The sequence below is a fragment of the Lysinibacillus sp. FW301-JW8 genome, assembly GCF_058788755.1.
Genome location: NZ_JBYTBB010000015.1, coordinates 40,019 through 66,426 on the forward strand (window position 1 = coordinate 40,019; position 26,408 = coordinate 66,426).

30 protein-coding genes are annotated in these 26,408 nt (G+C 38.2%); 12 read left to right on the forward strand and 18 right to left on the reverse strand.

Annotation, left to right across the window (positions count from 1 at the left end):
• Positions 1-5: 5 nt before the first annotated feature.
• Positions 6-2,531, reverse strand: coding sequence for a leucine-rich repeat protein (locus tag AC3WOM_RS08490; protein WP_492446168.1), 2,526 nt, complete (start codon positions 2,529-2,531; stop codon positions 6-8).
• A gap of 59 nt (positions 2,532-2,590) precedes the next feature.
• Positions 2,591-3,775 (reverse strand): acetyl-CoA C-acetyltransferase, encoded by a 1,185-nt coding sequence (locus AC3WOM_RS08495; protein WP_492446169.1) that lies wholly within the window; start codon positions 3,773-3,775, stop codon positions 2,591-2,593.
• A 203-nt stretch (positions 3,776-3,978) separates the two neighbouring features.
• Here AC3WOM_RS08495 and AC3WOM_RS08500 point away from each other — a divergent pair, with 203 nt between their 5' ends.
• Positions 3,979-4,950 carry an alpha/beta hydrolase gene (locus AC3WOM_RS08500; RefSeq protein WP_427546659.1) on the forward strand — a complete coding sequence of 324 codons (972 nt, stop codon included), beginning with the start codon at positions 3,979-3,981 and terminating at the stop codon, positions 4,948-4,950.
• 43 nt (positions 4,951-4,993) lie between these two features.
• Here the strand turns inward: AC3WOM_RS08500 and AC3WOM_RS08505 are convergent, their stop codons facing one another.
• The 3 genes from AC3WOM_RS08505 to sirA all read right to left on the reverse strand — a co-directional run bounded on the left by AC3WOM_RS08505 (position 4,994) and on the right by sirA (position 6,390).
• Positions 4,994-5,464, reverse strand: coding sequence for an S-ribosylhomocysteine lyase (locus AC3WOM_RS08505; RefSeq protein WP_492446172.1), 471 nt, complete (start codon positions 5,462-5,464; stop codon positions 4,994-4,996).
• Positions 5,465-5,645: 181 nt separating this feature from the next.
• Positions 5,646-5,864 (reverse strand): YneF family protein, encoded by a 219-nt coding sequence (locus AC3WOM_RS08510; RefSeq protein WP_004232154.1) that lies wholly within the window; start codon positions 5,862-5,864, stop codon positions 5,646-5,648.
• Between the two features lie 100 nt (positions 5,865-5,964).
• On the reverse strand, positions 5,965-6,390 hold the full coding sequence (gene sirA, locus AC3WOM_RS08515) for a sporulation inhibitor of replication protein SirA (RefSeq protein ID WP_427547886.1): 426 nt from the start codon (positions 6,388-6,390) through the stop codon (positions 5,965-5,967).
• A 354-nt stretch (positions 6,391-6,744) separates the two neighbouring features.
• Here sirA and AC3WOM_RS08520 point away from each other — a divergent pair, with 354 nt between their 5' ends.
• From AC3WOM_RS08520 to AC3WOM_RS08550, 7 genes are all read left to right on the forward strand, one after another.
• A complete protein-coding gene (locus tag AC3WOM_RS08520; protein WP_427547884.1) occupies positions 6,745-7,098 on the forward strand; it encodes a lmo0954 family membrane protein in 354 nt (117 codons plus the stop codon).
• Positions 7,099-7,113: 15 nt separating this feature from the next.
• A complete protein-coding gene (locus AC3WOM_RS08525; protein ID WP_427547882.1) occupies positions 7,114-7,752 on the forward strand; it encodes a PspA/IM30 family protein in 639 nt (212 codons plus the stop codon).
• 165 nt (positions 7,753-7,917) lie between these two features.
• Complete coding sequence (locus tag AC3WOM_RS08530) at positions 7,918-9,030, forward strand: alpha/beta fold hydrolase (protein WP_492446175.1); 1,113 nt, start codon at positions 7,918-7,920, stop codon at positions 9,028-9,030.
• 54 nt (positions 9,031-9,084) lie between these two features.
• Complete coding sequence (gene liaF / locus AC3WOM_RS08535; RefSeq protein WP_427552080.1) at positions 9,085-9,777, forward strand: cell wall-active antibiotics response protein LiaF; 693 nt, start codon at positions 9,085-9,087, stop codon at positions 9,775-9,777.
• Positions 9,774-10,811: a sensor histidine kinase gene (locus tag AC3WOM_RS08540; protein ID WP_492446178.1), complete on the forward strand. Its 1,038-nt coding sequence runs from the start codon at positions 9,774-9,776 to the stop codon at positions 10,809-10,811. Before liaF ends, AC3WOM_RS08540 begins: the two co-directional genes overlap by 4 nt.
• Complete coding sequence (locus AC3WOM_RS08545) at positions 10,786-11,418, forward strand: response regulator transcription factor (protein WP_492446180.1); 633 nt, start codon at positions 10,786-10,788, stop codon at positions 11,416-11,418. The genes AC3WOM_RS08540 and AC3WOM_RS08545 overlap by 26 nt, the downstream gene beginning before the upstream one ends.
• Positions 11,419-11,652: 234 nt before the next feature.
• A complete protein-coding gene (locus AC3WOM_RS08550; RefSeq protein ID WP_492446181.1) occupies positions 11,653-12,309 on the forward strand; it encodes a hypothetical protein in 657 nt (218 codons plus the stop codon).
• Positions 12,310-12,529: 220 nt separating this feature from the next.
• Here AC3WOM_RS08550 and AC3WOM_RS08555 read toward each other — a convergent pair whose 3' ends face one another.
• On the reverse strand, positions 12,530-13,183 hold the full coding sequence (locus tag AC3WOM_RS08555) for an HAD family hydrolase (RefSeq protein WP_492446182.1): 654 nt from the start codon (positions 13,181-13,183) through the stop codon (positions 12,530-12,532).
• Positions 13,184-13,310: 127 nt separating this feature from the next.
• Here AC3WOM_RS08555 and AC3WOM_RS08560 point away from each other — a divergent pair, with 127 nt between their 5' ends.
• Positions 13,311-13,658, forward strand: coding sequence for a hypothetical protein (locus tag AC3WOM_RS08560; RefSeq protein WP_492446184.1), 348 nt, complete (start codon positions 13,311-13,313; stop codon positions 13,656-13,658).
• A 29-nt stretch (positions 13,659-13,687) separates the two neighbouring features.
• Here AC3WOM_RS08560 and tkt read toward each other — a convergent pair whose 3' ends face one another.
• A complete protein-coding gene (gene tkt / locus AC3WOM_RS08565) occupies positions 13,688-15,682 on the reverse strand; it encodes a transketolase (RefSeq protein WP_492446186.1) in 1,995 nt (664 codons plus the stop codon).
• Positions 15,683-15,991: 309 nt separating this feature from the next.
• Complete coding sequence (locus AC3WOM_RS08570; protein ID WP_492446188.1) at positions 15,992-16,225, reverse strand: DUF896 domain-containing protein; 234 nt, start codon at positions 16,223-16,225, stop codon at positions 15,992-15,994.
• A gap of 189 nt (positions 16,226-16,414) precedes the next feature.
• Between AC3WOM_RS08570 and AC3WOM_RS08575 the strand changes: the two genes are divergently transcribed.
• Complete coding sequence (locus tag AC3WOM_RS08575) at positions 16,415-16,927, forward strand: GNAT family N-acetyltransferase (protein WP_492446190.1); 513 nt, start codon at positions 16,415-16,417, stop codon at positions 16,925-16,927.
• A gap of 217 nt (positions 16,928-17,144) precedes the next feature.
• Here the strand turns inward: AC3WOM_RS08575 and AC3WOM_RS08580 are convergent, their stop codons facing one another.
• Both AC3WOM_RS08580 and yneA read right to left on the reverse strand, forming a co-directional pair.
• Entirely contained in the window at positions 17,145-17,810 is a 666-nt protein-coding gene (locus tag AC3WOM_RS08580; protein WP_492446192.1) for a YneB family resolvase-like protein, read from the reverse strand.
• Positions 17,807-18,121, reverse strand: coding sequence for a cell division suppressor protein YneA (gene yneA / locus AC3WOM_RS08585; protein WP_427547860.1), 315 nt, complete (start codon positions 18,119-18,121; stop codon positions 17,807-17,809). Before yneA ends, AC3WOM_RS08580 begins: the two co-directional genes overlap by 4 nt.
• Before the next feature lie 164 nt (positions 18,122-18,285).
• Between yneA and lexA the strand changes: the two genes are divergently transcribed.
• Together lexA and AC3WOM_RS08595 are read left to right on the forward strand one after the other, a co-directional pair.
• A complete protein-coding gene (gene lexA, locus AC3WOM_RS08590) occupies positions 18,286-18,903 on the forward strand; it encodes a transcriptional repressor LexA (RefSeq protein WP_427547859.1) in 618 nt (205 codons plus the stop codon).
• A gap of 118 nt (positions 18,904-19,021) precedes the next feature.
• Positions 19,022-19,519 carry a DUF4303 domain-containing protein gene (locus tag AC3WOM_RS08595; RefSeq protein ID WP_492446195.1) on the forward strand — a complete coding sequence of 166 codons (498 nt, stop codon included), beginning with the start codon at positions 19,022-19,024 and terminating at the stop codon, positions 19,517-19,519.
• Positions 19,520-19,634: 115 nt separating this feature from the next.
• Here the strand turns inward: AC3WOM_RS08595 and AC3WOM_RS08600 are convergent, their stop codons facing one another.
• From AC3WOM_RS08600 to AC3WOM_RS08635, 8 genes are all read right to left on the reverse strand, one after another.
• Positions 19,635-20,357 carry a gamma-glutamyl-gamma-aminobutyrate hydrolase family protein gene (locus AC3WOM_RS08600; RefSeq protein WP_492446196.1) on the reverse strand — a complete coding sequence of 241 codons (723 nt, stop codon included), beginning with the start codon at positions 20,355-20,357 and terminating at the stop codon, positions 19,635-19,637.
• A 30-nt stretch (positions 20,358-20,387) separates the two neighbouring features.
• Entirely contained in the window at positions 20,388-21,140 is a 753-nt protein-coding gene (locus tag AC3WOM_RS08605) for a prepilin peptidase (RefSeq protein WP_492446197.1), read from the reverse strand.
• 57 nt (positions 21,141-21,197) lie between these two features.
• Complete coding sequence (locus tag AC3WOM_RS08610; RefSeq protein ID WP_492446199.1) at positions 21,198-21,887, reverse strand: hypothetical protein; 690 nt, start codon at positions 21,885-21,887, stop codon at positions 21,198-21,200.
• Positions 21,887-22,477 carry a PilN domain-containing protein gene (locus tag AC3WOM_RS08615; RefSeq protein ID WP_492446201.1) on the reverse strand — a complete coding sequence of 197 codons (591 nt, stop codon included), beginning with the start codon at positions 22,475-22,477 and terminating at the stop codon, positions 21,887-21,889. Before AC3WOM_RS08615 ends, AC3WOM_RS08610 begins: the two co-directional genes overlap by 1 nt.
• Complete coding sequence (gene pilM, locus AC3WOM_RS08620) at positions 22,474-23,451, reverse strand: type IV pilus biogenesis protein PilM (protein ID WP_492446203.1); 978 nt, start codon at positions 23,449-23,451, stop codon at positions 22,474-22,476. The genes AC3WOM_RS08615 and pilM overlap by 4 nt, the downstream gene beginning before the upstream one ends.
• Positions 23,452-23,562: 111 nt before the next feature.
• Entirely contained in the window at positions 23,563-24,018 is a 456-nt protein-coding gene (locus tag AC3WOM_RS08625) for a type II secretion system protein (protein WP_492446205.1), read from the reverse strand.
• 141 nt (positions 24,019-24,159) lie between these two features.
• On the reverse strand, positions 24,160-25,365 hold the full coding sequence (locus tag AC3WOM_RS08630; protein ID WP_492446207.1) for a type II secretion system F family protein: 1,206 nt from the start codon (positions 25,363-25,365) through the stop codon (positions 24,160-24,162).
• On the reverse strand, positions 25,362-26,408 hold the full coding sequence (locus AC3WOM_RS08635) for a type IV pilus twitching motility protein PilT (protein ID WP_427547845.1): 1,047 nt from the start codon (positions 26,406-26,408) through the stop codon (positions 25,362-25,364). Before AC3WOM_RS08635 ends, AC3WOM_RS08630 begins: the two co-directional genes overlap by 4 nt.

Genomic DNA, 26,408 nt, shown 5'->3' on the forward strand with positions numbered 1-26,408 from the left:
TACTTTCACCTTCTTATGCTGAAACCTTCTTTTGGATTTGTTAACTTAATCGTTTTGTTTTCTGCATCAAACTCATAATCAACGACATCACTGTTCGTAATACTTAACGTAACCGTTGGGTCATCCAAATTTAAAATGTCAATCAAACCACTTAAATTAATAACTTTCTCTTTGTTTAAACCAACCATCGAAACATTGATAACTTTACTAAATGATTTTTCAAGGTCCCCTACGCCTACCTGACCGTTATCTTCAACTACAGGAGGTATTACGGTTCCGGCTGTTACATCAACAATAAATGATAATTCTTCGCTTTCACCATTGCCATCGGATGCTTTCACCTTAACGGTATACTTATCCGCATATGTTGACGTGAATTTTAACTCACCATCTGTTGTGACCCACGCTTTAGATGCGACATCATCAGACGTTTTGGCACTAAACGTTAATGCATCACCATCGGCATCCGTGAAATACTCATTCAGGTTGATTTTTAGAATATCATCCTTCGTTACGGTCTGGTGTATTAAAACCGTCGGTAGGTTGTTCGAATTAATTTTAAATGTATACGTCTTTGTTTGTTCAAATATCCCGTTTACAGCTTTTACGACTAACATGTTGTCACCACTGTTCGTAATTTTACTCGTACCGTCATACGGTTGACCATTCAATGTATACGTGACTGACTCAGCATTTTTAACAGTGAATGTTGGAGATACACCACTCACATACGTATGACCATTAATTAAACTAGACTCAATTGTTGGCATAACCATAGAATCGTCTAATGGTCTGAAACCTCTACCCATGAAGTTTTGCTGCGTTGTACTTCCCACATAACCGTAAATACCACCAGTCGTACCAAAGTTAGCTATTTTACCAGTAGGGCTTTCATACGTTAAATATTTATTTAAAACGATAATTTTCTCAATCGATATAGCCATGTCTGAAAAACTCTTACCCATAAATGCATCATTACCAATTACATTCAATGTTTTTGGTAAAATAATAATAGCATTAGCCATATCTACATCCATGAAAGCCTGAGAGCCAATATACTCTACTTTATCAAAAGACACATGTTTTAAGTTTGTGGACCTAAACCCCAAAATTCCGATATTTCGAACATTCGGTAACTCTAAATACGGGTTTTCAAATTGAACATTTTGAAAACCAAAATTATCTATATCAATTATTCCATCCGTATTTTTTGCGGCAATCTTTTCTTTTAATCCGGAAAACATCATATTGGGAATATACTCTGCACCTTTAAAATCAATACTTTTAATTACTGACCTCGTAAACGCACCACCATATTTTGGGTATGTACTAACGCCCTTTTTCGTATTGAGAATTAATTCATCAATCGTAGTACTAAGAAATAAACTATCCGTTATTGTTATACTCTCAGGTAAAGTCACTTTGCCTATTTTTGCACTACCGAACGGAGAACCTTTAATTGTTACACCCTCAGTGAAATCTAACGTACCAATAACAGCACTTGGAAAAGCTGATTCGCTCGTCATATCGCCATTAATTTTCAAACTACCTATTTTACTACCCTTAAATGTACTCGAAGACAATGTGATTTTATCCAGAACTAAAGACGTAAATTCTACACCTTCAAACGCACTATAACCCAGTGTCAATCTGGGTTTATCATCGAACAATAAATCAAAAGCGCTACCTGATTTATTCTTTACGTTTCTAAATGCATAACCTTCAACAGATGTAACGGTATCTGGAATAACGATACTCGGTATCGTTGAATCTTCAAAGAAAGACGAAGGTATTTGAGTCATACCATTGGGCAATTCTAATGCATCTAGATTTAATCCCGAGAAAACGCCTATACCAAATGCTATGTTAGGGTTAGTTATAACTACTTCCGTTAAACCTGAATCCTTAAATGCATTAAATTTCACCTCTGTCACACTGGAAAAGTCAAACTCGGATATACCACTACCTGAAAAAGCATTCGCACCTACTGACTTTACTCCCACCTCACCATCAAAAACCTGTAATGCAGATGTATTCATAAAAGCTTGATTCCCTATTTTATTTATACTACTAGGGATGTGTACACTCTTTAACGTCTTGTTATCCTTCGCAAAGTTATCCCCTATCGTAGTTACGGGTAACCCTTCAATTTCAGAAGGTATAACCAGTGTGTCCGAAGTCCCCGTGTATTTTGTTATGGTTACAGCAATACTCGTTTTTGTATACGTAAACTCTTCAACCGGTGTGACATCCGATGCCAACGGCATTACAGGCGGTGCTTGTTGTTCAATCAGTGCGTTCACCTCGGCATCTTCGTGACTTTCAAGTTCAGGTGTACCTCCATTGGGACTTTCTGTCACCTCATTACCCAATTCTAAATTTTCACTAGCATCTAATTGCGGAGCATCCGTATTTTCTTCTGCGTGAGCAACGGCTGGCACGACAGGTGCTAAAGCTGTTACGACCAATGCTGGCACAGCAGCGCTCGTTATCATTTTGATTAATTTCTTGTTCTTTTTGTTTGTCCCCATTGTTGTGTGTCCCCCTAATATATTTACAATTTTTTGGTATTTAGACTGTTCCCACATCATCAAGGGCATTTAACAATTGTTGCTACACCTTGACCCCCACCGATACAGAGTGTAGCAAGACCTGTTTTAGCATTAGTCTTCTCCATTTCATGTAAAAGTGTTACTAAAATACGTGCACCACTTGCACCAATTGGGTGACCAAGAGCAATTGCTCCCCCATTGACATTTAGTTTATCATGATTAAAGCCTAGTTCGCGATCGACAGCTATGGATTGCGCTGCAAATGCTTCATTGGCTTCAATTAAATCAATCGTTTCTAATGTGACATCAGCCTTAGCTAATGCTTTCTTTACTGCTGTGACAGGTCCAGTTCCCATAATGGCTGGGTCAACACCTGCACTCGCATTTGCAGCAATTAATGCCAGTGGTTGAATGCCTAACGCTTCTGCTTTTTCTTTTGACATAACAACAACTGCTGCTGCGCCATCATTAATGCCAGATGCGTTTGCTGCTGTCACCGAGCCGTCCTTTTTAAAGGCAGGACGTAATTTGGATAGAGACTCAGCTGTCACATCCTGACGAGGGAATTCATCTTTATTGAAAACAATTGATTCTCCCTTACGCTGAGGTATTTCCACAGCGACAATTTCATCGTTAAACTTCCCTGCCTTAATAGCCGCTTCTGTACGCTGTTGTGAGCGTGCTGCAAAAGCATCTTGTTCTTCTCGAGAAATCTCATAGGCATCACATAAATTTTCTGCGGTAATGCCCATATGGTAATCATTAAATGCACACCATAGACCATCATGAATCATTGTATCCACAACCTTCTGATCCCCCATACGGAAGCCTTCGCGTGCATTTTTTAAGACATATGGTGCTTGGCTCATATTTTCAAAGCCACCTGCCACGATAATATCAGCATCCCCTGCTAAAATAGCCTGTGTTGCTAAATGCACTGCTTTTAAGCCTGAGCCACAAACCTTATTAATCGTTAAGGCTGATACTTCATGTGGTAAGCCTGCTGCAATGGCTGCTTGACGGGCTGGATTTTGCCCAAGTCCTGCTGATAAAACATTCCCCATTATGACCTCGTCAACTTGTTCGCCTGCTACGCCAGCACGTGCCAATGCTTCTTTAATGACAATACTGCCTAAAGTTGTCGCTGGTACATCCTTTAATGCTCCTTGAAAAGAACCAATCGCTGTACGTACAGCACTTACGATCACTACCTCGTTTGTCATATCCATTCTCCCCTTTTCCCCGTTCAAAAATCAACACTGCATGCATATGCTACTAGCAGATATGTATATTTTAACAAATGTTTTGAGGATTTTCGATAATAGAAATAATCGCAGTTTTGCCGAAGTTATTGTAAAATGTTGACGTGTTTTAAACAATCTTAGTTGGGAACATTACAAGTAAACAGGACGTGGGGGTGCTAATCATGAAGAAGAAAATGCTTTTATTGTCAGGTATTACAACAACGCTTGCCGCTGCTGCAACAGGACTGTTCGGCTTTGCGCTTTCAAATAAATTGATGTACATTCAACAAAAGGACCCAGAGTTTGTTCGTGAACGGGAAACTACAGCTAAACGCTTTGACGAGGCTTGGTACAATAAAAATCTAAAATGTGAATTAAATATTGATTCTCCTAATGGCTATACAATTCGGGGTATTATGTTTCAGCCATTAGAAACCAATAATACTATCATTATTTGCCATGGCGTAACAGAAAACAAAATCAACTCTGTCAAATATGCTCGACTTTTTGAACGATTAGGATACAATTCTGTCATTTTTGATCATCGTCGCCATGGGGAATCTGGTGGCAAAACGACTAGCTACGGCTATTATGAGAAAAACGATTTGGATGCCGTAGTGAAAACGGTTAAGGCGATGATTGGAGAAAATGCACTCCTTGGTATTCATGGTGAATCAATGGGTGCTGCAACAATGCTCCTTTATGCAGGAACAGTTGAGGATGGTGCCGATTTCTATATTTCGGATTGTGCTTTTTCTGATTTTTCCATGCTTCTTCGACAAATTGCCAAAACAGAATTTAAATACGGCTCTATTATTCCCATTCGTTTTGCAGATTTTTTTATTCGATTGCGTGACGGCTATTCCTTTAAAAGTGTGACACCAGCTGAAGCAGTCACAAATATTGAAAAGCCAATACTTTTTATCCATAGTATTCCTGATACATTTATTCCTGCATCTATGTCACTGGACTTATACAATAAAAAGACCGGTCCTAGGAAATTAAAGTTATTTGATACAGGAGCACATGCTCAATCCTTTAATGAAAATATGGCTGAATATGAAGATTTAATTCATGACTTTTTAGAAAATTTCATCTATCAAAAAATGAATCGTGAATCCTCCTCCTCAAATGTTATCCCATTTCATTTCTAAAACATGAAAACCTTGCGCATAAATTTCACGCAAGGTTTATTTTTTATTCAGCAAAAATGATATGCCATTCATCACGTTTTGTTAAAAATTCTTTGGCTAATGCTTGTGCTCCTTCTAAGCTATGGCTCGCTGCCCAGCCACATTGCACCTCATTACATGCAGGAACGGCTGTTGCCTTTGTTACATCCGTAAATGTCTTTTCTAAAATATCTAATAAATCCTCGTAATCATTATGATTAATCAATGATACATAGAAGCCCGTTTGACAGCCCATTGGACTAAAATCAACAATTTGATCTGAATAATTGCGGATAATGTCAGCCGATAAATGCTCTAAGGAATGTAATGCAGGCATTTCCATATGCTCTTTATTAGGCTGCTTAAAGCGAATATCGTATTTATATACTTCGTCGCCATTTTTTCCTGATTTTACACCAGCTAAACGAACATACGGTGCTTTCACCTTCGTATGATCTAAATCAAAGCTCTCAACATTTGTTTTTTCTTTCTGCAATACACACAACTCCTTTAATATAGATTAAATCCATTATAACGAGTTTTCCGATAGAATTGTATGATTTTTAAGAATTATATAAAATATAAAGCAATAAGAGCCTCACTCACTTTAGAAAAAAGGCACTATAATGAAAAAACAACTAGCCAGGCTTGGACTAGTTGCTCTTAAAAAATTCCAATTATTTTTGGAACTTATTCATTTGTGCCATCATTTGACGTACTTGCTTTTCAGACGGCGTACGACCCATTTGTGCCATCATCATACGAATCATTTGTTCATTAATTGGTGGGTTTTCTTTTAAATATTTCATCATAGCTTGACGAGCGAAATAGAAACCAAGTGCCGCGCCCGCTGCTAACGCAATAATTACGATAATAATCCAGCCCCATGTAGGCAACATAACCAACCTCCTCCACTACAATATACCGAGAAAAAACTCTCCACGCACCATTATACAACAAATAGTAGCGCGTTACTATATATTGTAGCGAATTTTGCTAGTGCATCGTATACTTCATGGGTTTTAGCCATCCACACTCATTATCTTGTTTATTGAAGGCAATAAAGCGCTCACTCATCTTCGCAAGCATCTGGAATAGATCTAAATCAAGCATTCTGGATCCTTCACAATAGACACAAATTTTACGTTCCACCAAATAGATTGCCATTTTCCCCTTAATTGGATGTTCTAAAAATAAGGCATTACGAGCTCTTTCTAAATGTGCATATTTGGAATCTAGCTGCGCCTCAAGCATGGCAGCAATCTCATCGAATCGAACAGATTCACATATATAGGCAAGCTCTTTTAAGGATTTCTCGTTAGCATCTTCACAGCCCTGCATCATCTCTAATAACTTTCGCTCTCTACCGAAAATAAACGTTAAATGCTCTTCTTTTATTTTATATATGGAATAGGTTCTCACCAGAAATCCTCCTTCGTTCAGTTTCTTTTTTCATAAGTATAGCTCAAGCTACCTCCTTAATTTGTCAAACGAAGGAGGTATTCATCTTCTATTTTTGTCGAAAACCTTCTAGTTTCGGACCTATCAATGACATTATGACAGAACAAAGAGTGAAGCAATTTTAAGCATGAATATGTGGCTATGTGCTTGTAAAATCAGCTTATTTGTTCCGCAATCATTGATTATAAAAGCCTTTATAGCAATAGCTTAGATTGTTCTCAGCCTCAAGACCTAGAGTAAAATCAATTTCCAGTCCGTTTTAGAAGAGCTTTACGAAAGGTACTATAAAGGTACAAACGAAAGGAGCTAAAACATATGAAAAAATTTCTTTTATTAACAGGAGGCATCATTGCAGCATGTGTAGCACTAGCCTTAATCGGACCACTAGCAGGGTTACTATTTTCGGGGTTATTTGTAGCACTTGGCATGCACTTCTACATTGCAAGTAAATCAACATTCGGCAAAATCATTTGGTTCACAGTGGGTCTAATCGGTGTTCTTTCAGCCGTATCTAATATCCCAGCAATGATTGGATTAGCGGCAATCGCTATCATCTACGTGATCTATAAAAAGTGGAATAACGAAGATGTTAAAATTCCAACAATTGAAGCAAAAGAAGAAGATCCGTTTACAAACTTTGAAAAAGAATGGTCAAACTTAACAAAATAAAAGGAGAGAAATTATATGAACTTATTTCAACGCTTTAAATACACAATAGAGGCTGACTTACATCAGGTATTTGATAAAAAGGAACAAAAAAACCCAATTGCCATGCTAAATCAATATATTCGCGAGGCAGAAAAGCAAACTGAGCAAACAGGAACATTATTAGAGCGTCAAGGTCAGTTAAAAGAAAAACTGGAGCAGGAGCTGAAACAAAACACTGAGCTACTCGCTAAACGTGAAGCTCAACTAAAATTGGCTAGTACTAGCGGTGAGCAGGATTTAATCGATTTTGCTACTGATGAGGTTGCTGCATACACAGCACGAAACAACACATTACAAGCTAGTATTGAAGCAAGCACACGTGAATACTTCGAGCTTGAGCGTAAATTTGAAACGATGAAGCACAAAATTAAAGATATGAAAGTGCGTCAATTACAGCTGATGGGCAAAGAAAACGTAACACGTGCACACCATCAAATGGATGGTATGCTTGCAAAAAACAATAAAGCGAACTTTGAGGATTTAGAAGCCTATATCGATAAGCTTGCTTACCAAATCGACAAAGACCATGAAGTAACTACTTTTGAGGCTCGTCTTGCACAGCTAGAAAAAAATGCGGCTCAAGAAAACACAACACTGCTAATTGAAAATAAATAACATGTTATAATATAAAGATATAAGGGATGCCTCTATTAGGAAGCATCCCATTTCTTTGAAGAAAAAACTATGAAGGAAAACCAAAAATACTGAAGTCAGAGGTGTTGGATTCATAGAAAAATCTCAGCATCGTTACCTCTGAAACGGAATAAAGGAATTTTCAAGATGAAAAACAGAAAGTGGTTTAGTCATATGATTAAAATATGTCTTTTTACTTTTATTATACTTCTATTATTTGCACTTATATTATTCGGTTATCGTTTGGTGGTCCAACAGCACATTATTCAAAAAAGTGCTGAAATTATTGAAAATGGCGGTATAAGTGAGCTAAAAGAAATAGCAGTCAATGGAGATAAACAGTTTATCTTAGTGGAAGGGCAAGATAAGGAGAAGCCCTTTTGTTTATTCCTTCATGGAGGGCCGGGTTCTCCATTCCCTTATGGTGTAAGTGCTCGAACATTATATCCTGAAATTACCGAGAATTGCGTAGCAGTCTATTATGACCAAAGAGGTTCAGGTAAAAGCTTTAACAAGGAACTATCGATTGATACTATGAACCTTTCTCAATTTATTGAAGATGCTACTATAATAGTGGATTATATTCGAGAGCATTATCAGCAGGAAAAAGTCTTTGTCATTGGTCAATCCTTTGGTACGATTATTGGTACTCAATTAGTGTCTAAATATCCTGAGAAATTCCACGCCTATTTAGGTATTGCTCAAATAACTGATATTATTAAAGGGCAGGAACTCGGTTATAGCTGGTTAAAAAATAAGGCGCAAGATAATGATGATGAGAAAACACTGAGCATTTTGGAGGATTTAGGAAAGGGACCTTATCTAGAGGAGGACGAGGATCGATTTAGTGACCTGATTAATCAATATAAAGGGATGAATTATTTTGATGAAACGATAGAAAAGGTTAATCTTTTTGATTTAATAAAAGGCGCTTTTACTTCACCAGATTACTCTTTACGGGATTTATATACAGCTTTTATTTCTGGACCACAATTTAGTCTTATAAAAAGCCAAGAATTAAAAAAAGAAATTATCCTTACGAATTTTTTTGATACTGTAAAAAGTATAGATGTTCCAGTTTACATTATTCATGGAAAATATGATAAACAGGCAAATTATGAATTGGCGAAACAATACTACGAGCTTTTAGATGCACCAAATGGTAAGGAATTTATCACATTGGAGCACTCTGCCCATTACCCAAATCAACTCGATTCACCAATCATAAATGACACAATAAAAAACATGCTTGAAAAATAAAACTTTGATCTTTTAGAGAAGTTCGGCTTCTCTCATCAATATCTAGAAAGAAGGGTGACCCTCTTGCAAAATTTCACAACAAACAAGCTTACATTTTGGGTACTAAGCTTCTTTTTACTCGTCTTTGTAGAGCTGACAATTTTTAATAATGGCGGCGCCTTTAGTCTATTGATTGGAGCAGGACTTCTTTATTTGAGTTTCTCGAAAAAAATTCGTTTCTTTAAATGGACAGGAATTTTCCTTATTGCCATAGCCCTCTTTACGATGTGGAGCCTGCGCCTGTTTATAGTTATTATTCTGCTCTATATGCTTTATCAATATTTACAAAGAGAAAATGAAGCAAAGGTGGTCGGCTCTGAGCTATTTGAAAAGATTCCTGCTACGAAAAATGAAATATTCGGTACGCTGCCTGCACCTATAGATGCCTATAAATGGCAAGATGTACAAATTCAAAGGCTCGCTGGTGATATTACGATAGATACAACACAAACCATTTTACCTGCTGGCACAAGTCTAATTACGATTCGTCAAGGCATTGGTAAGGTGCAAATTTATATACCTTATGAAATTCCATTCCGTTTACATTATACAACCCTATTTGGCGATATAACTTGCTTAAATATTGGGCCACAACGCTTACTGAACGAAAGTGTAAGCTTTTCAGATGGCAACCCTGAAGATGCAAAGCGTACGCTTATCATACATGTTGCAACATGGCTTGGAGACTTGGAGGTGCTACGTAAATGATTGCCTTTATCTCAAGAATCTTTACGCTATTTTTCATTTTAACAAGTGCTGCTTTCGGTCTCCTCGTAGCTGTTTGGGGTGAACCAAAGGAAAAGACCTGGGAACCTCTTTGGCAGCAACAATATGGCAATATGCCATTAGGCGGAATAATTATCCTCAGCATTTTTGGTATTAGTCTACTAATAGCAAGCTGGATTAGTATGACAGCTCGCGCTAGAGAGGCTCAGGCAACACACATCGTCAAACAATTAATTGAACCAGATTTTATCTTACCCAAAAAGCAGCCTTTGCCGAAACCACTGAAAAAAGCAATCGTGCAAACGAGCGAATTAATCGATACCCAACGAAAAAGTTTGCAGCGATTATCGAATGAACGTGCAGAAGCACATGATAAAATTATACAGGAACGCATTATTGCTGAACGTCAACGCCTTGCCAGAGAACTACACGATTCTGTTTCACAGCAATTATTTGCAGCCTCTATGCTATTGTCCGCTTTAACGGAGAACGATGAAAATGCCACAAGTTTAAAGCAGGTCGAAAAAATTGTTCAGCAGGCACAGCTAGAAATGCGAGCATTATTACTGCATCTACGCCCTGTTGCATTGCATAATAAAACACTTGCACAAGGTCTAGAGGAGCTCATTATCGAGCTTCAGCAAAAAGTATTTTTTCATATTGAATATGAGCTGGAGGAAATGTCTTTATCTAAAGCAGAGGAGGATCATTTATTCCGTATTGCTCAGGAGGCACTATCCAATACGTTACGCCATGCAAAGGCCAGCGAGGTCGAATTACTGCTTGTCGCCCGAGATGGTTTAGCCATCTTACGCATACAGGATAATGGTCTTGGCTTTGATGTTGAAGTGGATAAATCTACTTCCTATGGCTTGCAAAATATTGCCGAACGAGCAGTTGAGATTGGCTGTACGTACAAAATTGTGTCAGTGCCTGGAGAAGGTACAATTGTAGAGGTAAAAATTCCACTGCAAAAGGAGGTCGAAGTAAATGATTCAAGTGTTAATAGTGGATGACCACGAAATGGTACGCATCGGTGTTTCTGCCTACTTGTCAGCACAGCCAGATATTACGGTTGTAGGTGAAGCTGAAAATGGCAAAGTGGCGATCGAACGTGCCCTTGCCCTTCGTCCCGATATTATTTTAATGGACAATGTTATGCCAATTATGACAGGGGCTGAAGCAACAGCTGAAATTTTAACCGCATGGCCAGAGGCAAAAATAATGATGGTCACAAGCTTTTTAGATGACGACAAAGTCTATCCTGCACTAGAGGCAGGCGCAGTCAGCTATATTTTAAAAACATCAAATGCTAAGCAGATTGCAGATGCTATTCGCAAAACAATGGGTGGCGAAACGGTGTTAGAGCCAGAGGTGACATCAAAAATGATGCATCGTATGCGCCATGGCAATAACACCCCACTCTATGAGCAATTAACAGACCGTGAGATGGAAGTGCTGCTGTTAATGGCTAAAGGTAAGGCCAATCAGGAAATTGCGGATGACTTATACATTGCCTTAAAAACCGTGAAAACACATGTCAGCAATATTTTAGCAAAGCTTGATGTCCAAGATCGCACACAGGCAGTTGTCTACGCCTTCCAAAATGGGCTGGCAAAATAATATTGTTCATTCCACTATTTCAACTTCAAAGAAATGAAACTGCATTTTTAGCAATGCAGTTTCATAGTGTTGAGAATCAAAATGGTCAAGAAAATCCTTTTTTATATAGCTATAACTATTTCGATTTAAAAGTATCTCTGAGCATGATAGGATAATAGTGCAAAGGAGGTGCAATTGGCCTAAGGAAATTGTGCTATAAATAGAAAGTGCAAGGACTTTTTGACATTTATGTAAATGAATAAAAAGAAAATTATTCTTATTGTTAGTTTATTTGTACTATTTTTAACAGGCTCACGTATTTTATGGTTGGATTTATTAAATAACACAAACCAACCCTATGCAGTAAAAGGACAAATCGACTTGCGAGAATGGAATTTTAACGATAATCATTCCATTACATTAGATGGGGAATGGGAGTTCTTTCCCTATACGTGGTTAATTAACGAAAAACAGCCAATTGATGCGGCACGAAATAATTTATCATACATACATGTTCCAAAGGGGTGGGATTCTTCTTTACAGGAGGGGAAAGTAACACCATATGGTTACGGTTCTTATCGCTTAAAAATTCTTGTTAATCCATCTGATAATAGTACCTACAGTATTAGAGTACCAAGTGTTCGGAGCTCTTCTGAATTATATGTGAATGGTAGACAACTATCGAAATCGGGCAAAATTGGAGAAAATGCGGATACAACCATTGCCAAAAACATACCTTATTCCACTTCTTTTGAAGTAAATGGTCTTAGTGAAATTGAAATTATTGTGCAAGTTGCTAATTATAAGGACTCTCGTAACGGAGGAATTGTTCGCTCCATTAAATTGGGCAAAGAAGAAGTAATTAATCGAGAGACGCAATTATCTGTAACGATGCAGCAAAATATCGTTTAAAGTTCTTAAAAAGCAAGTTGATGGATAACAGAGCTGGAATGGTGGATAGAATTATAAAAGTGGTGGATAGAACCAGAAAAACGATGGATACAGCCATGAAAGTAGTGGATATCAACCTCTCGTTTTGAAAAAGGACTGTACTTTTTAATTGTCACTTTGACTTCATTGACATAATAGTATTTTAACAACACGAAACTGCATTTTTAGCAATGCAGTTTTTTTATTTACCAAAAAATCCCTGTAACTCAGGGACACTGCTTACTATATACGTTGCCTGTGCATCCTGTAGTTCTTTCAATGACCCGAAGCCGTATGTTACACCGATAGAATCAATTTGATTTTCTTGTGCGCCAACAATATCATATTTTCGATCCCCGATCATAATAAATTGATGACGAGGAACCTCATTAAAATTCTCTAGAACAAACTCGATAATTTCACCTTTTGCGGATCGTGTGCCATCTAAATGACTTCCGACCACAAGGTCAAAGAAAAGCTCAATGTTAAAATAGCTTAAAATTTGTTCCGCAAAAATGGTTGGCTTAGATGTAGCCACTGCTAATTGATAGCCTTGCTCCTTCAAATTTGCTAATAAGGACACAACATCTGGATAGAGCTTATTTTCGTACATGCCCTTTTTCGAAAATCGCTCCCGATAATAAGCAATCGCTTGTTGGATTTGTGCCTCATCCATACCATATTGTTCAGCAAGAGATACTTGCAATGGTGGACCAATAAATATCTCTAGCTTATCCAAATCCTCCTCAATAATCTCCATCTTTTCTAAGGAATATTGGACAGATTTCGTAATACCGATTTTAGGATCAGACAAGGTACCGTCTAAATCAAATAATACTACACTATAGTCTCTCATTTCTCTACCCCACTTCTTCAAAATCTTCTCTAATTATACATAAATAAGAAAACAGCAGTATATATTTTAAGAAAAATTGAACCTTCTATTTCTATTATCGTTACTATTTAGTATAAGGAGGAATTCTATGGAAACACATTTTACTTATAAACAATTTGTTACGAATCATTCGTTTTCTTTACTCGATCCTATTTTTGAGGTCATATTGCTTTTCGCTGCGATATTGTTGATGATTGTCTTTTTTAAAAATGTACCTACTTGGTTTTGTCTACTGTTTGCAGGACTCTCCATCCTTATTTCAGGTCAACTGCTTTGGTTTAGTGGTATTATAGCCGATGAGCTCAATATTGGAGGAAGTGCAAAGAGCTTCTTCATATTTATTGCAACTCTATGTATTCATGGCGCAGCTATTTGGATTTCCCTCATAAAATCTTCCAAACATGAAAAAATACCACAACACTCAGAGGTCTTTTAACCTTCTGAGTATTGCGGTACCTCAATATATTAGAGAGCTTTTACCTTCTCAACAACATTTTCTACTGTAAATCCATATTTCTCCATTACTAATTCACCTGGTGCTGATGCGCCGAACTTGTCGATAGCAAGAACGTCACCTTCAAAGCCAGTATATTTATGCCAGCCGAATGACGCACCCATTTCAATTGCAAGACGTTTTGTCACAGCTTTTGGAAGAACCGATTCTTTGTAAGCTGCGTCTTGTTTTTCAAAGCGATCCATAGATGGCATTGATACAACTGCTGCATCTATACCTTCTGCTTTTAATGCTTTTTGTGCCTCCACAGCAAGTGAAACCTCAGAGCCAGTTGCAATTAAAATCGCATCTGCCACTTCTTTTGAAGCTGGCGATACTGTATAAGCACCCTTCGCAACACCTTCACGTACCGTATCAATAGATGCATTAAGTACAGGCAAGTTTTGACGAGATAGTACTAAAACAGTTGGTGTTTTTTCTGATGCTACCGCAAGCTCCCAAGCAACTGCTGATTCATTTGCATCTGCTGGACGAATAACAGATAGGTTTGGCATTGCACGTAATGATGCAAGATGTTCGATTGGCTCATGTGTTGGACCATCTTCCCCTACTGCAATAGAGTCATGAGTAAATACATACGTTACAGGTAGACCCATTAATGCAGAAAGACGAACGGCTGGACGAACATAATCAGAGAATACGAAGAACGTACCACCAAATACATTTAATCCACCATGAAGAGCCATACCGTTCATAGCAGCACCCATTGCAAATTCACGAACACCAAACCAGATGTTACGACCAGCATAATTTTCTGCAGAGAAATCGCCTGCACCCTTCATCGTTGTTTTATTAGAGCCTGCAAGGTCAGCAGAACCACCAAAGAATGAAGGTGTTTTCTTCGCAATGGCATTAATCGCATCACCCGAAGAAGAGCGTGTTGCAACAGATTTACCTGCTTCATATACTGGCAATTCAGAAGCAAAGTCCTCCGGTAACTCCCCATTCATAGCTTTTTCAAATTGAGCAGCTAGCTCTGGGAATTCTTGTTTATAGGCTGCAAATTTAGCATTCCAAGCTTCTTCAGACTGTGCTCCTTGAACTTCAGCAGCAGCATTAAATGTATCGTATACTTCAGCAGGGATTTGGAATTGCTCATGTGCCCATTCATAGGCTGCTTTCGTTAATACGACTTCATCTGTACCAAGTGGTGCACCGTGTGAATCTGCTTTACCAGATTTATTTGGGGAACCGAAACCAATCACCGTTTTTACTTCAATCAATGTTGGTTTGCCAGTTGATTTTTTAGCTTCCTCGATAGCTGTGTTAATGGCTTCAACATCTGTGCCATCTGCTACTTTTAAATAGTTCCAGCCATATGATTCGAAACGCTTTTGAACATTTTCTGAGAATGATTTTTCCAAATCACCATCAAGAGAAATATCATTTGAATCGTAAAGTACGATTAATTTTTCAAGTTTTAAGTGACCCGCTAAAGAAATAGCTTCTGCCGCTACACCTTCCATTAAGTCACCATCGCCACAAAGTGCAAATGTATAGTGATCAACAATGTCATGACCTGATTTATTGTAAGTAGCTGCTAAATGGCGCTCAGCCATTGCCATACCTACTGTCATAGCAATACCTTGACCTAGAGGACCTGTTGTTGCCTCTACTCCAACTGTATGACCATATTCAGGATGTCCTGGAGTTAATGAATCCCATTGACGGAAGTTTTGAATTTCCTCCATTGGTAAGCCGTAGCCACCTAGATGAAGTAGACTGTACAGAAGCATCGAGCCATGACCCGCAGAAAGTACAAAACGATCACGGTTAAACCATTTTGGATTAGCTGGATTATGGTGAAGTTGTTTTGTCCAAAGCGTATAAGCCATTGGCGCTGCCCCCATCGGTAAACCTGGGTGACCTGAATTTGCTTTTTCAATTGCATCGATTGACAATGTTCGGATAGCATTAATCGCTAGTTGATCCGCATGTTGAGTCATTTTGTTGTGACATCCTTTCTCGTCCTATATATTGTTCTTTTACAGTTTAGTCAACATTGTCACAGAAAACAATGCTTTTGTTATACTATTTACCTTTTGTAACATACTTTATCATTATTCAGTAGAAATTCCGCCTCATTATAAAGTAAAAACTATAATATTTTCACAGCCATAAACCATATAAGGTCAACTGAATAAAGATAATGCCTCTAGCGAATGTCACGAATTTTGAAAGGAGTGAATTGTGCTAACACAATTCAAAATCTGGACGAAATTACACTGAGGCGTAATTATTCTAAATGTGTCACATTAATTTAGAAATTTATTTTTTTTCGCTTGTTTAACCTTCTCTGGTGTTACATCATTGCCTTCAACATCTACCACTTTTACATGTTCAATGGTATCTCGCATAGTTGCTCTAAATGTATCTAAATACTCTTTACGAAGTGCTGTCTGCTCCTTCGCTTCCGCCTCCGTTAATGTCCCATTCTTTGCTTTGGCAGAAAGTTCATTGATTCGCTTAATTTTTTCCTTTGATAACATAATTACACACCTTTCCAGTACATATCTTAATGTATTTGGTATGCAAAGTATAGCATGTATTCCCTTAAAATGCAGTTATACCAACCCTTTTACTTTAGTAAAAAATACCACTAATAACATGACTTTCAGGAGTTAGATGTGTATAACTATAGTAGAGCCTTTAAAATTACATACATGGAGGAAAAGACGTTGAAGATAGAAACAAATAGATTATGCATACGAAAATTTAAGGAGGACGATTGGCAGGCAGTCTATGAATATACGTCAAATAGTCAGGTCATGAAGTATATACCAGAGGGTGTTTTTAACGAGGATATGGCTAAGAATTTTGTATCAGACAATAGTTGCGAACAGGCAAAATACTTTCCAGTTGTTTTAATAGAAGGAAATTTGATAATTGGTCATATTGCTTTTCATCAATATTTTGGCGACCATACATTTGAAATTGGTTGGGTTTTTCATCCGAATTACTACAACAAAGGCTATGCTTCTGAGGCAGCAAAAGCTGTACTGCACTATGGATTCAAGGAAATGAACCTGCATCGGATCATTGCAACGTGTCAGCCAGAAAATATTGCCTCCTATCGGGTTATGGAGAAAATCGGCATGAGACGTGAAGGATATTTTAAAAAATGTATCCCAAATGGTGAGGAATGGTGGGATGAATACTATTATGCTGTTTTAGGTGAGGAGTGGGTATAGCAATATGCTGGTTTCAATCAAGCAAAGGGAAAGTACACTTCTAACAATTTGCAAATAAATATAGTAGAGTTAGAGACATTTTAACCCATTATGTTTTACGACAGAATAAGTCAATAACATCAATTTAAACTGCTCGAAAATATAGTGATTGAAAGCTTGTATTAATCTTACTCTCCTATTTCATCAGTGGGATGACAAAAATCCCACTGATCTTACTTTATTCACCTATCAACTTCTTCTGATGCTCCCGATATCTTCGATGTACTGTTGCCTTACTAACATCAAAGCCTAAGCCTCGAAGTGTCATGGCAATCTCCTCAAACGTAAAACCCTTGTTTCGAAGCTTAATGATTTCCTCAATCGGCACTTCCTTACGCTCCTGTCCATTTGGATTTCCACGATTCGATAGATTATTTTCAGGTCTATAGCCCTTTTCAACAGCTCGACGCATACCACGCCGTATTTTAGCATTATGGATTCTACGCTGGTATTCCTCTACTATCGCTAATATTTCTAGCAGCATCGTATCCATTTCATTTAATTGTACAGGTCCTGCATCTCGCATGGAGAAAACATCTGTTTCTGTTTTTTGTAATAAATGCAGCACCGCCATTCTGGCATTACCACGTCCTAAGCGTGTTTCATCCTGGACAAATAGCGCATTAATTTCCTCTTCTTTAATAAAATCAAGCATTTCAAGTAAGCCATCTCGCTCCACATCATAACCACTATGCTGATCTAAATAAATGCCCTTTATATTGTAGCCCTGCACCTTGGCATAATGCGTTAATTCTTCCTGCTGGCGCTCCAGCGAGGAACTTTGTGTCTCTTTTTCTGTACTCACGCGGCAATAGATGACGGCTGATTGTTGTTTATTTATCATGGTTCATTTCTCGCTATTTCAATAGAGTTTATGGGATTGGCTTGGTTTCCCACCACTGGAATGACTAATGATTTACCAGCAACAATTTGAACATTTGGTAATTCATTTTCTGCCTTTACAAGGTTAATCCAGTCTTCCTTACTCATTTTACCACGGTATTGCTCTGCTAACGACCATAGGTTATCACCATGTTCCACTTGTATTTCCTTGTAAGTCACCTCACCAGGATCTGTTATGTAAAGGTATCCTGCAAATAGTAGGCAAGCCCCTAATAAAATGGAGATATGCGGATTTTTCTTTAACCAATTCATCGTTATGACCTCATTTCAAGAATGTTTGTTCGGAATGTATGTTCTTATAATAGTGCGAACGAATGTTTTTGTCAAACACTTTTCGAACCTATGTTTGCATAAGTGTTCGCATTCTGATATACTATCTAATAAGTAGAAATAAAAGAAAAAAGAGGTGAGCAATCATGAAAAAAGTTTCGAAAAGACAAGAAGACATTTTAGCCTTTATCAAAGAAGAAGTACGCGCAAAGGGGTATCCGCCATCAGTACGTGAAATTGGTGAAGCAGTTGGACTTGCTTCAAGCTCAACGGTTCATGGACATTTAGCTCGTTTAGAGCAAAAGGGCTTTATCCGCCGTGACCCAACGAAGCCACGTGCGATTGAAATTTTAGAGCCAGAAGACTCTATCCAAAAGCAAAATGTTATTCACGTTCCACTTGTAGGGAAGGTTACAGCAGGTTCTCCAATTACAGCTATTGAAAATATCGAAGAGTATTTCCCGCTGCCAGATACATATGGGACAAGCGAGGATCAATTATTTATGCTAGAAATTATGGGTGAATCCATGATTGAAGCTGGTATTTTAGATGGGGATTTAGTTATTGTAAAGCAAAAATCAACAGCAGATAACGGGGATATTGTCGTGGCTATGACAGAAGAGGATGAAGCAACGGTTAAGCGTTTCTTTAAGGAAAAAAATCATTTCCGTTTACAGCCTGAAAACTCCACAATGGAGCCAATTATTGTCGATCAAGTTTCTATTTTAGGGCAAGTTGTAGGCCTTTATCGTCGTGTACAATAAAAAATATAAAATTAATGGATGATTTTAAGAGGATGATATGTTCCCCGATGAGCATATACCTCTTTTTCTTAATTTTAGACATAGAACAAAATACAATTTACATAGGGAGTGCGTCTATTTGAAACAAAAAATCAAGCAGGCTGTGCAAGAGGCTTATACGACAATGTATAGCTCCTTAAACGATGAACAAATTTATGCGGCTGTTCTAGTGACAGGTGGTGATTGCGGCAGCCTTTATTTAACAATGGGAACTGAAAAATCACTTATTGAAATTGGTCAGAACTATGAGGACGATCCCGAAGATTATCGCTTTTTAAAGGATGAATATTTACATTACGATGAAACGAATATGCTCGAAAAGGTAAGTCGTGAATTATTAGATATTATATTGCATATCAAAGACGAAAAATTTGTTGAACATAAAGAAATGCTTCATCAAGCAATGAGTGATACGATGTATGAATTGAAGCAGGAGGGCATTATTGACGAAAGCATCTTTGTTTTTATTTCGGTGACTGATGATAATGAAGAGGAAATGCTGGAGCTATCGTCAGCAAAGCGTTGTAATCCTACTCATCCCCTACTTCCTGCGTTTGTGCGTAATTGGGGACATTAAATACCCCCATTGTTTTAAAGCAAGAAGATGTCGAAGGAGATTTTTCGCCATCTTCCTTTTGTTTAGGAGGTTTACAAAAAAAAGAATCCACTTTAATATGGATTCCTTGTAAGCACTATGCCTCTACTTTGAATTTCAGGCTTGCCTTTATAAAAGCAGTAAATATTTTTTTTGATGCTTCATCTCCTGCCATCGCCTGCTCCTCTGGATGCCACTGTACCGCTAAACAAAATGGGTGGTCCTCGTGTACAATTGCTTCTACAATTCCATCACTGGATTTGGCAGCAACCTTTAATTTCTCAGCTAATACATTAACTGCTTGATGATGAAAGGAATTTACCGCTATTTTCTCTTTTTTGGTGATTCTGTTTAATAATGTATCAGGTGTAACTGTAACATAGTGAGTAGCAACGCCCCGAGCCGCCTGCTGCATATGCTTCAATAATTTTTTACTATGATATTCGCTCTCCATATCCTGATAGACATTGCCTCCAAGAGCAACATTTAATATTTGAATACCACGACAAATACCAAAAATCGGCATCTTTCGAATAAAAGCTGCCTCGATTAAAGCAAGCTCTACAGAATCTCTTTCAGGGTGTACCTTCCCTAATTTAGGTGCTGGCTCTGCATCAAAGAGAAATGGATGGACATCACAGCCTCCTGATAGCAATAATCCATCTGTCAACGACAAAATTTGTGCAACATCCTCCTCTATGCCAAGAGGAATAATTAGCGGAATGCCCCCAGCTTCGATAATACTATTGCTATAGGCAGCATTTAATCTTGCTGACAAATCATCCTCCACAAAGACCGTTATGCCAATTACTGGCTTCACTTTATCCCCTCCAAGATTGTAAGTTATTCCTTACCACAACCCAAGATACCAATTCATTAAGGCATCTCCATAAAAATAGACAACTATAGCCGCAGCTGCAATGGATGGACCAAATGGTATCGGCGTCTTTCTGCCCTGCTGCCGTATCCTTAGCACTATAATGCCTACAATCATCCCGATTACAGCGGCTATAAATAATGTTAAGAGTGCATGTAGTGTGCCCAATACAAGCCCAAGTAAAAAGAATAATTTAATATCTCCTCCACCCATACCTCCCTTTGACAGCACAGCAATACTATATAATATGCCAAAGCCAACGACTGCACCCAGTGCACTATCCCACCAAGGTGATAACGGTGAAAGTACACGTCCTAAAAAGAGCAGCGGTAGAAAAACGAGTAGTACTTTATCAGGAATAAGCATATAGGCAAAATCCGAGACAACAATAATAACAAGTAATGAAATTAATAAAATGGCTACAAAAAATTCTACAGTAAAGCCTAGCTTCCAATAGGCAAATGCAAATAAAACCCCAGTCATAAGCTCCATGAAAGGATAAATCCAAGAAATTTTTTGTCCGCAGCTACGGCATTTGCCTCCTAGCCATACATAGGACAACACAGGTACTAAATCAAGGGCTGTTAACTGTCTCTGACAATTTGTGCAATGTGATGGTGGTCGCACAATGGACTCCTTTACTGGTACACGTAAGCCGACCACATTAAAAAAAGAGCCAAAAACAAGCCCAAAAATAAATACTGTCACGGTATAAGCCATTTCCATTTTTATGTCCTCCTAAACTAAGAGGCGCCCATACATATAAAGTATGCGCGCCTAGCTTTATTCTTGTCCCTCGTAATAGAACGTCGTAATCTGTACAGTAGCCTTAATAGTATTATCCGCCTCTTTATCTAGCTTTTCTTGCTCACCAGGGATGGTCATATTAATCGTATCAATTTTCATAACACGTTCAAGCTTTTCCACTTCCTTTAAAAAGGTAACCATTGAGTCAAATGTTAAGGCACCAATATCAAAGGTAAAGGTTACTAGCTTCAGCTCTGGTGGAATATTTTCTTGGGCAATCGTAGAAACAGGTGGAGTTTCCGTATTCTCTTGATTTTCCTCATTGACCTTTGCCTCCGCCTCAGCAACTGTATTCGATTGATCCACATTGGCATTCGCTACAGGCTCATCATAATTATTAAAGGTTAGTGACTCCATGCGCGTACCTGTCACCTCTTCAATTTCCACCATATCTCTTAATACCTGCTCGACCGCTCTTGCACTAGGCACCTTTTTTTGCATCTCTAAAGTATCCTGCATAGGAACCTCTAGCTGCTCATCAAAGGAGGTAAGGGATTGCTCTAAGCTTTTAATCTCCGTTTGCAGACTTTGAATACTAGCTTCCTTCGCTCGTACATCATCCTTTTTTGGCAAAATAACATAATAATAGAGAGCAAACAATAAGGAGGCTATCAACAGGACAAGCAATAGTATGCCTGATTTTTTACTATTTAGGTATTTCGTCATTAGCTTCGTCCCCCTACCAGATACATAAAGTCAATAGTAGCTGTAATGGAAACTGAGTAACGTGGCATCTGCTTAAACTTTTCCTCTGCAGGTAAGTCCTTGTCCTGCTCCCCTAGCTCAATGTCAAAATTAGTAATGGAGCCGATTTGTGTATCTGTAAAATAAGGGCTTGCTAATAAACGCTCAACGTATTTTGAAATAGCTGTCATAGTTTCAAAATCCGCCTCAATTGTTACTTGGTTCGTACCAAATGAATAGCTACGTAAATAACTTGGGCTTGGTAACAGTGCATTTGTTTCATCAATTAATGGCGTTACGGGATAAGCAACACTTTGTACATAGTGAACAGATTGCTTTAATGAGCCAGTATTTTGACTTTGCTTTGTCGCGATATCATTTTGTAGCTGCTCCTGCCTTTCCACTAAGCGTCGCTCTTCTACTGATAAATCCTTTAACGCTGCCCTAGCATCAAAAAATAGATAGGTCATAAACGCTAAAATAATAAGGATTATAGCTAGAATCATATAAATCAACAATGGCGAGGTTTTCCGCTTCTCTAATTTCGGTAAGAGGTTAATTTCTGGAATCATCCGTTAACCTCCTTCAATGCTAGTCCAAGCAAGGAGGAAAAAGCTCTTGTAAACTGCGGAAATTTCTTTTGAAGCATCTGATCATTTAACTCCGTTAATGGCACACCTAAATTGGCACGTAAAAACTCACTAATGGTAGGTAATAAAGGATTGTCCCCTAAAATAATGATTTCATCAACCGTTTTTTCACCCTTATGTAAAGAAAAACGGAAGAAGTTCATCATACGATCAATTTCCAGCACCTGATCCATAACAATCATCCGATAATCCTCTAGCTCGCCATTATATTGAAAGTCATAGCTATATTCGCCCTGTGCCTTGCTTTCCCATTGCTCCATATTTGTATCAATTGATTGATAGCGTAAAAATTCCACATTGCCCTGTGAAAATATGCTAATAGATAGCTCATTAATAGACCATTCTGCAATTAAATAGGTTTTATCCATCTCCAGTAGCTGTAAATAATGCAATAAACGGATATTACAAAGAGCCCGGATATCCGCTGCCTCTGGCTCCAGCGCAATATCAAGGAGCATCGCCACAATTTTATTCACTTCCTCGGAGGGCGCAGCATATAATTGTGCCCTACCATCAAGCGGATCAGCATCATAAACATCAATAAGTGGTTCCTGAAATGGTAGATGAATTGAGTGCCCAATCTCCATTTCGGCATAGCCTCGAAGCTCCTCCTGTTTTAAGTCATGGGGCATATCAAAGCTTTTCAAAAGAACAGACATATCTGGCACAAACATTCGAGCCAATTGTTTTTTGCCAACCCATTTCACCACTTCTTGATTCATTGCTTCAAATAAAGCGACCTCATCATGGATAATGCCATTTTCAAGAATGCCATGTGCTAATGGCAGCTCATAATGCCGCCAACGTGAAGGATCAGGTCCTTCCGCCACAATGGCACGAAGAACATAATCCTTCAATTCGAGGGACACATACGATTTTTTCTTTCTCTTCAACATGTGAAAAGACCCCCTTTTTTAAGCTACTTCATAGGTGAATTTATTAGTCATCCATTTCCCACCCAGAAATACATAGGCATCTCTGGGGAAGTTGGGAGGACTATCGTTACATTATTTATTAGATCCTACTACATAAGAAGTTGTGATCTCGCTACCTTTTTTAGTATCTTTATTAATTGTTTCAAGTGTTGCATTCTCAAAATTAATAGTATAATTCAAAACTCCTGTAACTGTAGTATTTAATTCAAGTTTAGTCTTTGAAACTTTTGCGTCAAGTGGTAATTTACCAACAGACTTTAAAAAGCCTTCATTTATCAAATCTTGAGTAGTTACAGGATCCTTAGCGCTGCTAGAAGTAGTATCTGTATAATACAGATTCGCTGAATTTAAGACATTGATTGCATCTGCTTTAATTGCATTGTATTTAGAATTTTGTATAATATTACCGATCGCAGGAACAGCAATCGCAGCAACAATCGCTAAAATTACGATAACTGCTAATAACTCAATTAACGTTAAACCTTTCTGATTTTTCAAAAGCTTTTTGTTCAATAATTTTTTGAACATACTCAATTCCTCCTTAAACTATTTTTTCTATATGAAGTGTGTCGACACGTACTTCCTTTTTAAAGGTAGACAATTCAATACTGCACTAAATTATAATAGTGAGAGCATATCATTCTAGAAAAATAACCAAAAATTCTACTATTACATATTTTCATATAGCTGGAACATCGGTAAGAAAATCGCAGCAACAATAATACCCACTACCATTGCCAGCACTAAAATCATTAATGGCTCAACAAGTGATTTTAGGGTATCGACTGCACGATCTACTTCCTCCTCATAAAAGTCCGCTACCTTTTCTAGCATATAATCGAGTGAGCCTGTTCGTTCACCGATAGCAGCCATTTGTGAGACAAGTGGTGGGAAGAGCCAGCTTTTTTCGAGGGGCTCGGATAAGGTGCCACCCTTTTCTAAATTATCCCGAGCCTCTAAAACCACCTTGGCTATAACAGGATTGCCTGCTACCTTTTCAACGATGGTTAAAGCGTTTAAGATTGGCACAGAGCTACTAAATAGCGTAGCTAATGTTCGTGTCATTCGAGCAATAACGCTTTTTTGCATTAATGAACCAAAAATAGGCATACGCAAAATCATAATATTGATTGAATAATGAAATTCTTTATTCTTTTTATATAAAAGATTAAAGCCCACAACGATGATCACCAGGGCTAGAATCACAAAATACCAGTTAGCAATAAGCCAATCACTTATTCCAACGACAATTACTGTTAGTAGTGGCATTTCCATATCCATATCCTTAAAGGTAGCCATAAAGGTTGGTACAATAAAGACCATTAAAAACAAACCAACGGCAATGGTTAAAATGGATAAAACCGCAGGGTAGGTAAGTGCCGATGTTATTTTTTTCTTGATGCTATACTGCTTCTCTAAAGTATTGGCTAGTCGGTCTAATGTATCATCAATACTTCCTGTAGCCTCTCCAGCCCGCATCATATTAACAAATAGAATTGGAAATACCTTTGGATGCTTGGCTGCAGCATCTGAAAAGGCTGTACCGCTCCGTATATCCTCTTCCACCTCAAGCAGTGCCTTTTTTAACGTTTTATTTTTAGTTTGTGCGGCTAAAATTTGGGTAGCCTCTACAACAGAAATACCAGCACGGATTAATGTGGCATACTGACGGCAATAGACAACAAAGTCCTGATGCTTTACCTTTCGAGCAATCGCAAGCTCCTTATGTAAAATACTCGTGGATTCCTGTACCTCACGCGCATTAATTCCTTGCTTGCGTAGCTTTTCAATCGCAGCCTGTTTATTTGATGCTTCAATAACACCCTTTTTCTGTACGCCTGCTTTTGTGCGCCCATTATAGCGAAATACGGTCAACTATATTCCCCCGCATTCATATACGGTCTCGCATCCTCAAGTGAGATTTTCCCTGTTGTAATTAATTGCTGGATTGACGATTGAAGCGTATGCATGCCTAGTGCCTTACTTGTTTGCATCACACTTGGAATTTGGTGTACCTTTTCATTGCGAATTAAATTCGAAATGGACGGTGCCTGCACGAGAATTTCTGTTGCTGCTATACGTCCCTTTACGTCCTTGCGAACAAATAATCTTTGCGAAATAATGCCCTGCAAGACATTGGCTAGCTGAACGCGAATTTGTGCCTGCTGATGGGGCGGAAAAACATCGATAATACGGTCAATTGTCGTTGGTGCACTACTAGTATGTAGTGTCGCCATCACTAAGTGACCTGTCTCTGCGGCAGTTATTGCTGTAGAGATTGTTTCATAGTCACGCATTTCCCCTACTAAAATAATGTCAGGGTCCTGACGTAATGAAGCTCTTAAGCCATTAGCAAAGCTTTTCGTATCGACACCAACCTCACGCTGATTGATAATGGATTTTTTATGTGAGTGTAAGTATTCGATCGGGTCCTCAAGTGTAATAATATGCTTTGCTCTCGTTTCATTAATGTAGTCAATCATGGCAGCCAGCGTCGTGGATTTACCAGAGCCAGTTGGACCTGTTACTAAAATTAATCCCTGTGGCTTTTCCGCAAGCTGATACAGCACCTGCGGCATATTTAACGTTTCAATGGAAGGTATTTTTGCTTCAATTAAACGAGCCGCTACCGATACCTCATTGCGCTGATGATAAGCATTAACACGAAAACGACATTTTCCAGGTAGAGAATAGTTAAAATCCGTCTCCCCCTTCTCCTCGAATTCCTGCTGCTTATGAACAGGTAAAATCGTTTTCACCATTTCTAATAAATCGGCACTATCTAATGGCTCAGTGCCATAGTGCTCAAGCTGTCCATGAATTCGATAAACAGGTGGCACCCCTTTTGTTAAATGTAAATCAGATGCCTTCACTTCAAAGGAACGATGTAATAACTCAATAATTGAATATGCTGTCAT

Coding starts and splice junctions, on each gene's coding strand:
- AC3WOM_RS08490 (WP_492446168.1), bottom strand. CDS start 2,531: ATGGGGACAAACAAAAAGAACAAGAAATTAATCAAAATGATAACGAGC.
- AC3WOM_RS08495 (WP_492446169.1), bottom strand. CDS start 3,775: ATGACAAACGAGGTAGTGATCGTAAGTGCTGTACGTACAGCGATTGGT.
- AC3WOM_RS08500 (WP_427546659.1), top strand. CDS start 3,979: ATGAAGAAGAAAATGCTTTTATTGTCAGGTATTACAACAACGCTTGCC.
- AC3WOM_RS08520 (WP_427547884.1), top strand. CDS start 6,745: ATGAAAAAATTTCTTTTATTAACAGGAGGCATCATTGCAGCATGTGTA.
- AC3WOM_RS08525 (WP_427547882.1), top strand. CDS start 7,114: ATGAACTTATTTCAACGCTTTAAATACACAATAGAGGCTGACTTACAT.
- AC3WOM_RS08530 (WP_492446175.1), top strand. CDS start 7,918: ATGAAAAACAGAAAGTGGTTTAGTCATATGATTAAAATATGTCTTTTT.
- AC3WOM_RS08540 (WP_492446178.1), top strand. CDS start 9,774: ATGATTGCCTTTATCTCAAGAATCTTTACGCTATTTTTCATTTTAACA.
- AC3WOM_RS08545 (WP_492446180.1), top strand. CDS start 10,786: ATGATTCAAGTGTTAATAGTGGATGACCACGAAATGGTACGCATCGGT.
- AC3WOM_RS08550 (WP_492446181.1), top strand. CDS start 11,653: ATGAATAAAAAGAAAATTATTCTTATTGTTAGTTTATTTGTACTATTT.
- AC3WOM_RS08555 (WP_492446182.1), bottom strand. CDS start 13,183: ATGAGAGACTATAGTGTAGTATTATTTGATTTAGACGGTACCTTGTCT.
- AC3WOM_RS08560 (WP_492446184.1), top strand. CDS start 13,311: ATGGAAACACATTTTACTTATAAACAATTTGTTACGAATCATTCGTTT.
- tkt (WP_492446186.1), bottom strand. CDS start 15,682: ATGACTCAACATGCGGATCAACTAGCGATTAATGCTATCCGAACATTG.
- AC3WOM_RS08570 (WP_492446188.1), bottom strand. CDS start 16,225: ATGTTATCAAAGGAAAAAATTAAGCGAATCAATGAACTTTCTGCCAAA.
- AC3WOM_RS08580 (WP_492446192.1), bottom strand. CDS start 17,810: ATGATAAATAAACAACAATCAGCCGTCATCTATTGCCGCGTGAGTACA.
- yneA (WP_427547860.1), bottom strand. CDS start 18,121: ATGAATTGGTTAAAGAAAAATCCGCATATCTCCATTTTATTAGGGGCT.
- lexA (WP_427547859.1), top strand. CDS start 18,286: ATGAAAAAAGTTTCGAAAAGACAAGAAGACATTTTAGCCTTTATCAAA.
- AC3WOM_RS08605 (WP_492446197.1), bottom strand. CDS start 21,140: ATGGAAATGGCTTATACCGTGACAGTATTTATTTTTGGGCTTGTTTTT.
- AC3WOM_RS08610 (WP_492446199.1), bottom strand. CDS start 21,887: ATGACGAAATACCTAAATAGTAAAAAATCAGGCATACTATTGCTTGTC.
- AC3WOM_RS08615 (WP_492446201.1), bottom strand. CDS start 22,477: ATGATTCCAGAAATTAACCTCTTACCGAAATTAGAGAAGCGGAAAACC.
- pilM (WP_492446203.1), bottom strand. CDS start 23,451: ATGTTGAAGAGAAAGAAAAAATCGTATGTGTCCCTCGAATTGAAGGAT.
- AC3WOM_RS08625 (WP_492446205.1), bottom strand. CDS start 24,018: ATGTTCAAAAAATTATTGAACAAAAAGCTTTTGAAAAATCAGAAAGGT.
- AC3WOM_RS08635 (WP_427547845.1), bottom strand. CDS start 26,408: ATGACAGCATATTCAATTATTGAGTTATTACATCGTTCCTTTGAAGTG.